Raw genomic sequence first — 12738 nt, 5'->3', positions numbered from 1 at the left:
CCTCGTGCGCCTAGACCTCCATCCAGATCGTCACCGGCCCGTCATTCACCAGCGAGACCTTCATATCCGCCCCGAACTGGCCCTGTTCGGTGGCGATGCCAAGCCTGCGCAGGGCGCCTGCGAAACGGTTGTAGAGCCGTTCACCCTCGGCAGGCGGGGCGGCGGTGGAAAACCCCGGACGGTTCCCGCGTGAGGTGTCTGCGGCCAATGTGAACTGGCTGACCACCAGCGCGCTGCCGCCTGTGTCCAGAAGCGATCGGTTCATCTTTCCGGCGTCGTCCTTGAAGATGCGCAGTTTCGCGACCTTGGCGGCCAGTGCGTCAGCGTTGGCCTCGCTGTCACCCTCCATAGCGCAGACAAGGATCATCAACCCCGGCCCGGTCTGGCCGATCAGGTTGCCATCCACGTGAACGGCGGCTTCGCTGACGCGTTGGATCAGGGCTTTCATGATTGGTCCTCTTCTCTGTGCAGGCGCACCCATTCAGCCAACGGTGCGCGGGCGGTGCGAAATTGATTTGCGGGATGTGCGTCATCCCCATAACCGAACGAGATTCCGCACAGGATCACCCGATCGTCGGGCAGGCTGAACCAATCGCGCAGAAACGGGGCATAGGCCGCCACCGCCGCCTGCGGGATCGAGGCGATGCCAAGCGACGTGGCGGCAAGGGTGAAGCCGGTGATGAACCCGCCGCAATCCAGATAGGCATAGGGGCCAAGTTCGGCCGGGGCAGTCAGCAGCGCAAAGCAGGGTGCGCCGAACAGGTGGAAGTTTTCCAGCATCTGTCTGGCCGAGGCCTGCCTGTCGCCGCGCGCTACGCCTACGGCATCATACAGCTGCAAGCCACACCGCTTGCGCCGGGATTGATGCGCGCCGGTATAGGCGCTGGGCCAGCTCACATCGGGGGTTTGGGGCGCGGTCATCGCATGGTCATAAAGCGCCTTGCGCAGCCGGTCGGTTTGCGCTCCCACCGTGATGTCGACCTGCCAAGGTTGCGCGTTGCACCAGCTTGGCACCTTCTGGGCGGCGGTCAGGATCTGCGTGATGTACTCAGCCGGCACGGGGTCAGGCTTGAACCCACGGCAGGAATGCCGGGCGCCCAGCAGCGCGTTGAAGTCATCATATTGCATGGTCTGTCCCTATTGGCTTTGGGCCGACACATAGCCGATGATCCCGGCGACGATCAGCCCCAAAATGACCGCCATCGCGATCTTCCATGCCGAATAAGGCCGCTCGCCCTGCACACGCCCATTTTGCCCGTTCACCACAAAGCGGTAGGTTTTGCCGCGGTATTTATAGGCCGCCAGCCAGACCGGCAAGAGGATATGCTTGAAGGTCACGTCCGAGGTCTTGGTGTCCATCGAGGTCACGCGTTGGCGATCCCCGCCGATGTCGAACTTCACGTCCCGCAAAATGATGCGGTTCATGTAGTCGCGGGCTTCCGAGAACCCCTGTTCCAGATCGACGGTGTAGCCTTCGGCCTGGAACCCTGCGAGGTATTCGGGTCGATACGGTTCCAGCCGCGACAAGTCCCACGGCTCCAGCGCGTCGGTATATGTCTTTGGCAATCCGCGAGAGGCCAGCACAAGAACATCGTCAAAAACCCGCGCGACGCGCCCTGAAACCGATTGCCACCTGACCGTTTGCGAACGTTTCTGCCGTCTTTCCCCGTTGACCGTGACCGTGCGCACACGTTCATGCACCGTCCCGCGCTGGCCGCTATAGGTGGTGCGGGTGTCGGCATCGAAGGTCCAGTAGGGCACATAGATCCCGGTCATGCGCCGCCCTTTTCGGGCATATTCACGCAACCCGTTTGGCGCGAACCAGAGCTGCCCCAGCCAATCGGTCATGGCCTTATGAGCGTCGCGTTCGCGGATTTCGAACGGGGCAAGCCCCTTGGGCTTGAACCTTCGATGGGTGCCGGTGTCGGTCACAACGGGTGTGGCGCAGAACGGGCATTCGGTGGCATGGGTGTCGCCATCAAACTCGATCAGGGCCGCGCAGTTGGGGCAGGTCAAAATCCGCGTGACCTCGGTCTCGGTGTCCGGCAATTGCTGGGACAGGGCACGTTTCAGGTCAAGCTCGCGGATGACGGGGACTGCGACGGGCCGGTCCTCGATCGGCTGCTGGTTCCCGCAGTGGTCGCAGGTCAACAGGTTCCGTTCGGGATCGAAGCGCAGATCCGCCCCGCATTGGTCGCAAGGGAAGCGGTGCTCTTCCAGCGGCGCTTGAGTGTCTTCACGCGGATAGGCCATCCGGGGCAGCCTCGTCTTTCAGGCGGTTGAGAAGGGTGGGCGGCGCGTGCGCCGCCGGGGCAATCAGGTGCCGGGCGGCGGGGGTGGCATGACGGTGAAAAGCTGTGCCAGTTCCGCCACCTCGTCGGCCCGCATCCAGCCATCCTGCCCGGGTGTCCAGACATACGTGTCACGCGTCAGACCTCCAGACGCTGCCATGCGGCCCAAAGCGGCCTTGGAAAACGGCCCTTTTGTCTCGCCGTTGTCGGCAATGTGCCAGACATGTTCCACCGGTGGCGGTGGGGGCGTTTGCGGCGCAGAGGGCGCCGGGGCCGCGCCCCACGACCCGGACTGCGCCATTTGCCCGGCCATCGCCATGCCCATGCCCATGCCAAGGCCAGCGCCCATGCCGCCGCCACCGGACGGGTTTTGCGCCGCAGCGGTCATGGCTTCGGCCGCGGAATATTGCGTGAACGCCCCAAGATCGCCCGCAACCCCCATCGAGGTGCGTTTGTCCAACGCTGCTTCGACCGCAGGGGGCAGCGAGATGTTTTCGATATAGAACTCGGGAATGATCAGCCCGTATTCTGCCACGATGCCCGAAATCTCGGTGGCGATCAGGGCCCCCAGATCGGCGGTGTTGGCGGCCATGTCCAGAACCGGGATGCCCGCACCCGCAATCACACGGCTGAAGGCCTGCACGATGATGTTGCGGATCTGATAGCTGATCTCGTCCATCGTGAACTCGCCGTCCGTGCCGACGATTTCGACCAAAAACTTGGCCGGGTCTGACACGCGTACGCTATAGGTGCCGAAGGCGCGGATGCGGGTCGGTCCAAACTCGGGGTCGCGCAGCATGATGGGGTTTTTGGTGCCCCATTTCAGGTCATTGAACCGCGTCGTGTTGACGAAATAGATCTCGGACTTGAACGGAGACTTGAAGCCATGATCCCAGTGATTGATCGTGGTCAGGATCGGCACATTGTTGGTTTCCAGCATGTAAAGGCCGGGGGTGAACACATCCGCCAACTGGCCTTCATGCACAAACACGGCGGCCTGCCCTTCGCGGACGGTCAGCTTGGCGCCATACTTGATCTCGTGGCCTTCCCGTTCGAAACGCCAGACCATCGTGTCGCGGGTGTCATCCACCCAGTGAATGACGTCGATGAACTCGCCCGTCAGAAAATCAAGAATTCCCATAGTTACGCTCCCTTATTGGGTGTCGGTCACACCGCGCCGCCGGTCAGTTCGGCAGCGATCTGTTTGATGATCGGGCGGGCTTCCTCCGCCGTCATGTTCGGCCTGAGCCGGTCGTCATATAGCATGCGAAGCAGGTTTTCATCATGCGTGGTCAAAAGGCCGAACTCCTCGTCGTCGTTGAAAATCGACGGGCGGGCTTGCGGGCTGTCATTGGACAGGCCCAATCCCTGCGCGACCTCTTCGTGAATGCACGAGGTGCGCATCAGGTCCGGATGCTCGCTGCGGATGACCGCCACGGCTTGTTCAAACCGACCATTGTTTTCCGGGTCACGCCCAAAGACCAGGCAATAGGTGTCGCGCGGCATGTTGATGACCGCCCGCTGGCTCAGCGCGCTGATGCCGGGCACGATCCTGCGCAGCTCTGACCCGAAGGCTTTGCGCTCGTCCTCGTTCAGGATGTAGACGCGGAAATTGCCTTCCCCGTTGGTCATGCTGATCGAATGGCCAGTGACCCGGGCCAGGCGGCGGACATACCGGGACAGGACCGCACGGTCGCGCATTTTCTTGTCATCAGGTGTGGACAGGCCGAAATGCACCGAGACCCGCACCGGTTTCTCCCAGCGCGTCAGGCGCGAGGCGTTTTCACGCGCAACCAGACGCCCGCCCGCTTGCGAGTATTCCTGAAAGAAGGCGATGCGTTCGAAATTGCGGGCCAGCATCGCCGCGCTGAACGGCACATCCGCGCCGCCGCCATCGGTGCGAAGCAGGCCCTGGGTCAGCAAGCTGCGCTGCACGCTGGCGTAATAGTTGACCAATGCCAGGCTTTCCGCACTGGGCACCAGATTGGCCGATACCGCCCTTGGCTTGGGTGTAGGAGAGGTGGACAGGCCAGCCCCAACGGGACCAGCCGATTGGCACGCCGACAGCGCCAGCGTTGCCGCCAGGGCTCCGGTTGCCAGTGTCAGGGGGTGTCGCCGCATTGCGTCCCTTTCCCAATCCTGTTCATGCCTGCGGCACCGAGCTTGCTATGTTGTGCGCCGATGCGGTGCCGCGCGATGTGGCGGCAGCCAGGGTGTCCTTCAACTCGGCCTCCATCTTGATCAGTTCTTCCTCGGCGGCGGCGCGTTTGGCTTTGCCTTCATCGGCGATGGCCAGGCTTTCCTCGATCGTGGCGATCAGAGTCGCATTGGCGGATTTCACCGCCTCGATGTCAAAGACCCCACGCTCCATTTCCTTGCGCACCATCCGGTTGGCTTCTTGCAGGTTTTCGGCATTGGCGGTCAGCAATTCGTTGGTCAGATCGGTGGCGTCCTTGACGGCGCGCGCAGCTTCCGACGACCTTTGGATGGTCACGGCCTGCGCCAGTTGCGTTTCCCACAGGGGCACAGTGTTCACGAGCGTCGAGTTGATCTTTGTCACCAGCGACTTGTCATTTTCCTGCACCAACCGGATCGACGGCAGTGACTGCATCGTCACCTGTCGCGTCAGCTTCAGATCATGCACACGACGCTCCAGATCATCGCGCGCAGCGCGCAGGTCACGCAATTCCTGGGCCTTGATCACGCCCTGGTCCTCGGGGGCGTCGGCGACCTCGGCCTCCTTGGCGGGGATGACGGTGTCATCCAATTCGGCCAGCTTGGCCTCGCCCGCCGAGATGTAGAGCGCCAGTTCATCGTAGAACTCCAGCGTTTTTTCATAGAGCTTGTCCAGCGATTTGATGTCCTTCAGAAGCGCGTGTTCATGGCCCAGAAGATTGTCGGTGATCTTGTCGATCTGGCCCTGAACATCCTCGTACCGCGCCATGAATTTCGCGGCAGGAGCCATGCGGCCCAGCAGTTTTTCCCACCAGCTGCGTTCGCGCCGCATGTCCAACTCGCTGATCGAAAAGCCGCGGATCGTGGTCACGATATTGCGCAGGCTGTCACCGGCGGGACCGACATCCTTGTTGCGCACCCCGGCCAGCATGTCCTGGCTGATCACCTGCAATTCGGCCTGGGCGGCGGATCCGAATTCGATGATCGACTGGGTGTTTTCCATGTCGATCTCGGCCATGCGCTTTTCAATCTCGGCACTGACTTTCTTGTTCGCCTTTTCCAGCGGCACCAGCGCGCTTGAGGGTTCCGGCAGCACGACGGCGGTCACTTCTTCAATATCCTTCAGGGCCGCTTCGGCCTTTTGACGTGTCGTATCGGTCATTTGAAAATCCTCACAAGTTACTCGGTTCGCACGCCTTCGCGTGCCAGTCGTTCGCGCAGAACCTCAATTTCGACATCAAGGTCGGTGCGGTTGTCGTTCAGAAACTGCCGGGTGCGGGCGGCGAAATTCGCCTCAAGATCATCCAGCAGGGTTTCATATTCGGCGCGGGCGGTGCCGCTTGGATCACGCATATGGATGTCCACGAACTTGGTCGTCGCGTCACGCGCGCCCAGCAGATAGACCCCCAGATACTTGCGGGCCGCTGTCAGGTCGCGCGGATCATCCTCGACAGTGCGGAACATATCGCGGGCGGTCGCGATGAAGCGATCCACACGCCCTTCAAGACGGCGATCCTTGGTCCTGTTGATGGCGTCCTTCATGGCGCGCAGATGTTTTTCGGCTTCGGTCACGGCGCGGGCCACGCGGTCGGTCTGGAAGCTGTCCACATCCTCCATCCCCTTGTCGCGCATCGGGTCCAGCCCGAACGAAAACGCATGCAGGCCGACCCCCAGCAGTCCAAGTGCCGCCGCAATAATCGGCGAGCCATCGACCGAGCCCGCCAGAAACAGACCGATCCCCGTCATGGCCGAGCCAAACAGCTTGCGCGGAATGGCGGGGCGGCGGGCGATCTTGCGCGCGTCGTATTCTTCTTGTGCCAGTATGCCTTCGCGCGTCAGCCAGGCAGCCCCGATCAATGCCCCGAACGCCAACAGACGCAGGATCAGGTCGCCGGGGTCGCGAAAGAACGCCAGAAAGGCCAGCGGCAGCGGCGCCAGAAACAACAGGTTCACACGTCCACCGGCGCGCGAGCGGGTTTTGCCGTGATAGGGCGAGCGTTCGACCGGGCCGCCATCGTGCTGTGTGTCCGAATTGCGATCAGACGATTTCGGGCTGAACTCGCCGCCATAACGCTGTGACATCACGCGCCCCCCGTGATCGAGACATAGAGGATCAGCGCGACGAGCACGAAAAAAGCGGTCTTTTGTAGTCCATTCTCAGACAATCGGAGGCCTTTCCTGCTCACCGTTTCGAAATCAATATAGGGTCGTCTGCCCGCTATCGCTATGGGTTTGTTGGCGGAATGCGGTGGGGTGGTTCGCCCGGGGCGTTTGGTGTCCATCTCGCGCGAACGGCCGTCGCGCAGCTCTTCGGTTTCGGTCGTGGTTCAGATCAATCCTATCGCAGTGCATCACAGGTCCAACGGGGAAACCCACCCATTCGTTCCCGATTTCAGCTGTGTGTGGTTGCCATCTCGGCCTGCGGGGCGCTCCGGCTGCGCCATTTGCGCAGGGCGCGACCCATCACCCGGTCCCAAAGCGGCGGTATCAGGGCAATGGTGGCCATCATGGGCAGGGAATAGGGCAGGATGGGCGCCGTTTGGGCGTCGGGCAGGGACAGCGCGGGATAGCGCCGCATTGGATGGTCGTGATGGTCGGAATGGCGCGGCGCGTTCAGCATCAGATGCGATGAAAACCAATGTGGCGCGTTCCAGCTGTGCTCGACCCCGACCGGGGCGAAGTCCCCGTCCGGGCGCTTGTCCCTGAGCAGGCCATAATGCTGGACGTAATCTGACAAAAGCAGTTGCATCTGGGCATGCAGGCACAACAGAAGATAGACCAGAAAGCCAGCTATGCCGCCGATCCAAAGCGCCGCAACCATCATCACAATCGCCCCTGCGACATAGATGTAGTAGGGGTGCACCCCCCACCGCTGTCGTCGCGCAAGGTCTTGTTTTTCCATCTCGTACCCCGCCACGAAGGACCCAATCCAGGCGCGCGGTGCGAAATCATAGAAACTTTCGCCCTCTTGCGCGGTGTTGGGGTCGTCCGGGGTCGCCACCCAGCGGTGGTGCACCTTGGGGTGGGCAGAGGCATGATGCCCGAACAGAAGCGAGATATAGACCCATCTGCCGAGGCCGTGCAGCGCGCGGTCGCTGCGGTGGATCAACTCGTGCGCGTTTGCGTTCGAGACCTGACCAAAAAACAGCCCCGCGGCCAGAAAGGTGCAGGCGGTGGCGGCAAGGCTGTGCTGCATGCCACCCCCCAGCGAAAAGACGACAAGTCCAAGCAGTCCGAAATGGCTCAACGCCAACAGGGCCGACAAGCGGTCTGCGCCTTGGGCGGTATCCTCTTCGTCCAGCGGGGGCGTGATCCGCGCGATCATCGCATCCAGACCATAGACCAGAAGCGTCATATAAATCAGGGCCACCGCCGCAAACCAGCCTCCGAATGTCGCCGCCAGTGCGATCAGCACCACGGGGGTCAGGCTGGCAATCGCAAAAAGCCTGAGAGGATGGGTTGGTTGTCCGGACATATGCGCTCCGCTTGCTGGCCCTGGGTGGGCGTGAATAAAATATCAGGGAAACGGGCGCGATGCGCAATCCGCCATATCTATGTCGCTTTTGGATGGCGTCGGGTTGGGGGCGCCGTTTATTGTGGGGGCAATGTTTGATCGGGGATCGCAATGGCGTTGGACGAGAAAAAAGGTGTCTGGAAATCTGGCAAGGGCAAGGGGCGGCGCAAGCCGAAAGGCCGGCAGGTCGATCCCGCCGCGCTTGAGGATATTCAGGCGCTGCTGGGCGACCGTCCGCGCCGCCGTGATCTGTTGATCGAGTTTCTACATCTGATCCAGGACGCCCGTGGCCATCTGTCTGCCGCCCATCTGCGCGCGCTGGCCAACGAGATGAAGATGAGCCAGGCCGAGGTCTACGAGGTCGCCAGCTTCTATGCCCATTTCGACGTGGTGCGCGAAGGCGAGACACCACCGCCCGCCTTGACCATCCGTGTCTGTGACAGCCTGTCCTGCGAACTGGCTGGATCAGAGGCGCTTCAAAAGGCGCTTTCGGATGGGTTGGACGCGGATCAGGTGCGCGTGGTGCGCGCGCCCTGCATGGGCCGATGTGACACCGCCCCGGTGCTGGAGCTGGGTCACAACCACATCGACCATGCCACGCCTGAAAAGGTGCAGGCGGCGATTGCGGCGGGTGATACTCATACCAAACTGCCTGACTACGAAGACCTTGCCGTCTATCGCGCCGGGGGTGGCTACGCGACGCTGGAAAACCTGCGTGCGGGTGGCGATTGGGAGGCCGTGCAGACGCAAGTGCTGGACGCCGGTCTGCGCGGTCTTGGCGGGGCCGGTTTTCCGTCGGGCAAGAAATGGGGCTTCGTGCGGGCCAATGACGGTCCGCGCTATCTGGCTGTCAATGGTGACGAGGGCGAGCCGGGCACGTTCAAGGACCGTTACTATCTGGAACGCACCCCACATCTGATGCTGGAAGGCATGTTGATCGCCGCCTGGGCGGTCGAGGCCGAGACCTGCTTTATCTATATGCGCGACGAATACCCGGCGGTGCTGGAAATCCTGCGCCGCGAGATTGCGGCGCTGGAAGAAACGGGGCTGATCAACCCGGGCTATATTGACCTGCGGCGCGGGGCAGGGGCCTATATCTGTGGTGAAGAAAGCGCGATGATCGAATCGATCGAGGGTAAGCGCGGCCTGCCCCGCCATCGCCCGCCTTTTGTGGCGCAGGTGGGCATTTTTGACCGCCCGACCTTGGTGCATAACGTCGAAACCCTGCACTGGGTGACGCGCATCCTGCGCGAAGGGGGCGAGGTTCTGTCGTCGGTTGAGAAGAACGGGCGCAAAGGCTTGCGGTCTTATTCCGTGTCGGGGCGCGTGGCCAATCCGGGGGTGCATCTGCTGCCTGCCGGGTCCACGATCCGCGACCTGATCGACGCCTGTGGCGGGATGGCCGAGGGGCACAGTTTCAAGGCTTACCAACCGGGCGGCCCGTCCTCGGGCCTGTTGCCCGCGTCGATGGACGACATCCCGCTGGATTTCGATACGTTGCAACCGCATGACACCTTCATCGGATCGGCGGCGGTCGTGGTCCTGTCCGACAAGGACAGCGCCCGCGATGCGGCGCTGAACATGCTGCGGTTCTTTGAGGATGAAAGCTGCGGCCAATGCACCCCCTGCCGGTCAGGTTGCGAGAAGGCGGTTAAGCTGATGCAGGCGGATCGCTGGGATCAACCGCTACTGAAGGAGCTGTGCAGCGTGATGCAAGATGCCTCGATCTGTGGTCTGGGTCAGGCGGCGCCGAACCCGATCTTGCTGACAATGAAGCACTTTCCAGACGAAATTTGACAGAAATCCCCCCTCGGTTCTTCCTACGTCACGCTTGACCCATGCACCAGCGCAGGCATGTGTTGTGCCACGTGCAATCACCTGTTGTTAACGGCTCTGGTGCAAGGAAGAAGCCATGATCTACCTGCCGATTCTTCTGGGTCTGGGTTTTGCAGCGGCGTATTTTCCGCTCAGCTCGACGCCGCAATCCTGGGCGCGGTCCATCATCAAGACCGTTCCGCTTCTGGCTTTCGCGCTGGCGGCTTACCTGGCCGGTCTGGGTCCGTTCCTTGTGGTCGGATTGTTTCTGTCCGCGCTGGGGGATTTCGGCCTGTCGCGCGACGGGGATGCGCCGTTTCTGTACGGCCTGTCTGCCTTCGCCTTGTCTCATCTGGCCTATATCCTGCATTTCCTGGGCGTCTCGGATGCACAAATCTGGGATGCGTTTTCCACCGTGCCTGTTGCCGCGATCATCCTTGTTACCCTGATGGTGTCGACCGAACTTTGGTTGGCCACGCATACCGGGCATCTTCAATGGCCTGTGCGTATCTATGTGGTGATCATCGGCACGATGGGCCTGTCTGCGCTGACATTGCCGTTCGGATGGACTGTGGTTGGCGCAGGGTTGTTTATCCTCTCGGATGTGATCCTTGCCATCAACCTGTTTCGGATGTCGGACACGCACCATCACCGGCTGAAGGCTGGATACGCGATCTGGGCGTTCTATATTACCGGGCAGGCGTTGATCCTTTGGGGCGGGTTGCAAGCCTGACCCCGCGCTGCCCCCTTCCATCCGCCCCCCATGTGGCTTAGGTGGATAGAAATCGATCAAGAGGGCGCCCATGGCTTTTTTCTCGAAACTCAAGGAACGGCTGTTCAAATCGTCATCCAAGCTGGAAGAAGGGCTTGAGGCGATCGTCGAAGATGGCGGCGAAGAAGAACTGGTTGAGGAATCTGCCAAGGCTGCAGCGTCCACCGAAGCTGACGCACCCGCCCCCGTTGACACAACGCAGGATGCGCCAGATGTAGTTCCTGAGCCTGAGCCTGAGCCTGAGCCTGAGCCTGAGCCTGAGCCTGTTGCGGAAGTGGTTGAGGTCGAGGAGCTTACACCCGAACCCGAACCCGAACCACTTGCCGCGCCGGTCGAGGCTCTGGTCGAAAGCGCACCGGAAGCCGCTGCAAAGCCCGGCCTGTTGGGTCGCATGTTTGGACGACGCGAGGCCAAGACGGTCGTGCGCCGCACCGTCGACGACGACATGCTGGAAAGCCTTGAAGATCTGATGATCACCTCGGATATGGGGGTGGATACCGCGATGCGCGTGACCGCCAATATCTCGGAAGGGTATTTCGGCAAGAAACTGTCGGTGGACGAGATCAAATCGGTTCTGGCGGCCGAAGTCACCCGTATCATGGAGCCGGTCGCCGTCCCAATGCCGCTTTATCCCAAACGCCCACAGGTCGTCCTGATCGTCGGTGTGAATGGCGCGGGCAAGACGACCACCATCGGCAAGCTGGCCAGCCAGTTCACCGCCGCCGGCAAGAAGGTCGTGATTGCCGCCGGTGACACGTTCCGCGCCGCCGCTGTCGAACAATTGCAAGTCTGGGGCGACCGCGCGGGCGTGCCGGTCCTGACCGCACCCGAAGGCTCCGACCCCGCGTCCTTGGCCTTTGACGCGATGACGCAGGCCGAGGCCGACGGCGCCGACCTTCTGATGATCGACACCGCGGGCCGCTTGCAAAACCGCGCTGATCTGATGGAGGAATTGGCCAAGATCGTGCGCGTCATCAAGAAAAAGGACGAGACCGCGCCGCATAACACAGTGTTGGTGCTGGACGCGACCACCGGGCAAAACGCCCTGTCACAGGTTGAGACGTTCCAGAAACTCGCCGATGTATCCGGGCTTGTCATGACCAAGCTCGATGGCACCGCCAAGGGTGGCGTTCTGGTCGCGCTGGCCGACAAGTTCGCTCTGCCTATCCACGCGATTGGTGTGGGCGAGCAGATTGACGACCTGGCCCCCTTCGATCCCGAAGACTTTGCCCGCGCCCTGATCGGCATCACTGATCGGACCTGACGGATGAGCGATTGGCTTGTGTCCCTGGAAGGCACCGATGCGGGCCGCCAGCTTGCTCTGATCCTTGCGCTGTCGGCGGCGTTCCTGCACGCGCTGTTTGGCGCGTTGCAGAAGGGGCGGCATGATCCGTGGCTGTCACGTGGGGCCATTGATTTGTCCTATGGGCTGATCGCGGCACCCTTCGCGTTATTCGTTGTGCCAAAGCCAGAGCCGCATATGTGGCCGATCTTCGCCGTCGTGTTCTTGATCCATGTCGGCTACAAGCTTGCGCAGAGTTATACCTATGCGCTGGGCTCCTATACCGTCGTCTATCCGGTCGTGCGCGGCACCGGGCCGTTGTTCACCGTCATTGGCGCGGGCCTTTTGTTCGGGGAGCATTTTACGTCGGTGCAATGGGTCGGCGTTGCGACGCTGGTGGCCGGCATTTTCGCGCTGGCGGTCTATAACCTGCGCCATTGGCAAATGGGGCGCGATCAACTGGAACCGGCGCTGGCGATGGCAGTGGTGACAGGTTTGTTCGTCGCGGCCTATACCACCTATGACGCCTATGGCATCCGCGCGACCGCCAACCCCTTCACCTTCCTGGCATGGTTTTTCTTCATCGACGGGTTTTTCATGCCGATCATCGCGGGTCTGCGCTGGTGGAACATGACGGACCGCCCCGCGCTTGCCCCCCTTATGGGGCGCGGTGTGCTTGGGGCCTTTGTTGCCTATTTCAGCTTCGGCTCGATCATGCTTGCGACCCGGCTGGACAATGTGGGCGAAGCGGCGGTGCTGCGCGAAACCTCGACCGTGTTTGCCGCGCTGATCGGCTGGCTTGTGCTGAAAGAGAAGGTCGGGCCGCGTCGTCTGACGATGATGGCTTTGATCGCGGCGGGTGCCGTGATAGTCGAAATGGGCGCATAAG

Annotated in this window: 12 protein-coding genes; 4 read left to right on the top strand and 8 right to left on the bottom strand. The window is 61.8% G+C overall.

The genetic code is table 11. The features are described 5' to 3' along the window. Positions 1 to 10: 10 nt before the first annotated feature. The 8 genes from dtd to IE188_RS10330 form a co-directional block, all read right to left on the bottom strand. Complete coding sequence (dtd, locus tag IE188_RS10365; protein ID WP_191286424.1) at positions 11 to 448, bottom strand: D-aminoacyl-tRNA deacylase; 438 nt, start codon at positions 446 to 448, stop codon at positions 11 to 13. Further along, a complete protein-coding gene (locus IE188_RS10360; protein WP_191286423.1) occupies positions 445 to 1128 on the bottom strand; it encodes a nitroreductase in 684 nt (227 codons plus the stop codon). The genes dtd and IE188_RS10360 overlap by 4 nt, the downstream gene beginning before the upstream one ends. 9 nt (positions 1129 to 1137) lie before the next feature. Beyond that, entirely contained in the window at positions 1138 to 2253 is a 1116-nt protein-coding gene (locus tag IE188_RS10355) for a TFIIB-type zinc finger domain-containing protein (RefSeq protein WP_191286422.1), read from the bottom strand. A 63-nt stretch (positions 2254 to 2316) separates the two neighbouring features. Continuing rightward, positions 2317 to 3432, bottom strand: coding sequence for an SPFH domain-containing protein (locus tag IE188_RS10350; protein ID WP_191286421.1), 1116 nt, complete (start codon positions 3430 to 3432; stop codon positions 2317 to 2319). A gap of 26 nt (positions 3433 to 3458) precedes the next feature. Continuing rightward, positions 3459 to 4412 (bottom strand): DUF2927 domain-containing protein, encoded by a 954-nt coding sequence (locus IE188_RS10345; RefSeq protein WP_191286420.1) that lies wholly within the window; start codon positions 4410 to 4412, stop codon positions 3459 to 3461. A 22-nt stretch (positions 4413 to 4434) separates the two neighbouring features. Next, positions 4435 to 5628: a toxic anion resistance protein gene (locus IE188_RS10340; RefSeq protein WP_191286419.1), complete on the bottom strand. Its 1194-nt coding sequence runs from the start codon at positions 5626 to 5628 to the stop codon at positions 4435 to 4437. Between the two features lie 17 nt (positions 5629 to 5645). Continuing rightward, positions 5646 to 6548 (bottom strand): 5-bromo-4-chloroindolyl phosphate hydrolysis family protein, encoded by a 903-nt coding sequence (locus tag IE188_RS10335; protein ID WP_191286418.1) that lies wholly within the window; start codon positions 6546 to 6548, stop codon positions 5646 to 5648. 310 nt (positions 6549 to 6858) lie between these two features. Next, the gene (locus IE188_RS10330; RefSeq protein WP_191286417.1) at positions 6859 to 7941 is read right to left on the bottom strand and encodes an alkane 1-monooxygenase; all 1083 of its coding nucleotides are present in this window, start codon (positions 7939 to 7941) and stop codon (positions 6859 to 6861) included. 150 nt (positions 7942 to 8091) lie between these two features. Here IE188_RS10330 and IE188_RS10325 point away from each other — a divergent pair, with 150 nt between their 5' ends. The 4 genes from IE188_RS10325 (at position 8092) to IE188_RS10310 (ending at position 12737) form a co-directional block, all read left to right on the top strand. Next, positions 8092 to 9777 (top strand): NAD(P)H-dependent oxidoreductase subunit E, encoded by a 1686-nt coding sequence (locus IE188_RS10325; RefSeq protein WP_191286416.1) that lies wholly within the window; start codon positions 8092 to 8094, stop codon positions 9775 to 9777. A 115-nt stretch (positions 9778 to 9892) separates the two neighbouring features. Then, on the top strand, positions 9893 to 10528 hold the full coding sequence (locus tag IE188_RS10320; protein WP_191286415.1) for a lysoplasmalogenase: 636 nt from the start codon (positions 9893 to 9895) through the stop codon (positions 10526 to 10528). A 70-nt stretch (positions 10529 to 10598) separates the two neighbouring features. After that, positions 10599 to 11831, top strand: coding sequence for a signal recognition particle-docking protein FtsY (gene ftsY / locus IE188_RS10315; protein WP_191286414.1), 1233 nt, complete (start codon positions 10599 to 10601; stop codon positions 11829 to 11831). Positions 11832 to 11834: 3 nt separating this feature from the next. Further along, complete coding sequence (locus tag IE188_RS10310; protein WP_191286413.1) at positions 11835 to 12737, top strand: EamA family transporter; 903 nt, start codon at positions 11835 to 11837, stop codon at positions 12735 to 12737. The last annotated feature ends 1 nt before the right edge of the window (position 12738 follow it).

This window comes from Aliiroseovarius zhejiangensis (assembly GCF_014656375.1).
GTDB classification, from domain to species: Bacteria; Pseudomonadota; Alphaproteobacteria; order Rhodobacterales; family Rhodobacteraceae; genus Aliiroseovarius; species Aliiroseovarius zhejiangensis.
This window is presented reverse-complemented; position numbering and strand designations above follow the sequence as displayed.

Coding starts and splice junctions, on each gene's coding strand:
- dtd (WP_191286424.1), bottom strand. CDS start 448: ATGAAAGCCCTGATCCAACGCGTCAGCGAAGCCGCCGTTCACGTGGAT.
- IE188_RS10360 (WP_191286423.1), bottom strand. CDS start 1,128: ATGCAATATGATGACTTCAACGCGCTGCTGGGCGCCCGGCATTCCTGC.
- IE188_RS10355 (WP_191286422.1), bottom strand. CDS start 2,253: ATGGCCTATCCGCGTGAAGACACTCAAGCGCCGCTGGAAGAGCACCGC.
- IE188_RS10350 (WP_191286421.1), bottom strand. CDS start 3,432: ATGGGAATTCTTGATTTTCTGACGGGCGAGTTCATCGACGTCATTCAC.
- IE188_RS10345 (WP_191286420.1), bottom strand. CDS start 4,412: ATGCGGCGACACCCCCTGACACTGGCAACCGGAGCCCTGGCGGCAACG.
- IE188_RS10340 (WP_191286419.1), bottom strand. CDS start 5,628: ATGACCGATACGACACGTCAAAAGGCCGAAGCGGCCCTGAAGGATATT.
- IE188_RS10335 (WP_191286418.1), bottom strand. CDS start 6,548: ATGTCACAGCGTTATGGCGGCGAGTTCAGCCCGAAATCGTCTGATCGC.
- IE188_RS10330 (WP_191286417.1), bottom strand. CDS start 7,941: ATGTCCGGACAACCAACCCATCCTCTCAGGCTTTTTGCGATTGCCAGC.
- IE188_RS10325 (WP_191286416.1), top strand. CDS start 8,092: ATGGCGTTGGACGAGAAAAAAGGTGTCTGGAAATCTGGCAAGGGCAAG.
- IE188_RS10320 (WP_191286415.1), top strand. CDS start 9,893: ATGATCTACCTGCCGATTCTTCTGGGTCTGGGTTTTGCAGCGGCGTAT.
- ftsY (WP_191286414.1), top strand. CDS start 10,599: ATGGCTTTTTTCTCGAAACTCAAGGAACGGCTGTTCAAATCGTCATCC.
- IE188_RS10310 (WP_191286413.1), top strand. CDS start 11,835: ATGAGCGATTGGCTTGTGTCCCTGGAAGGCACCGATGCGGGCCGCCAG.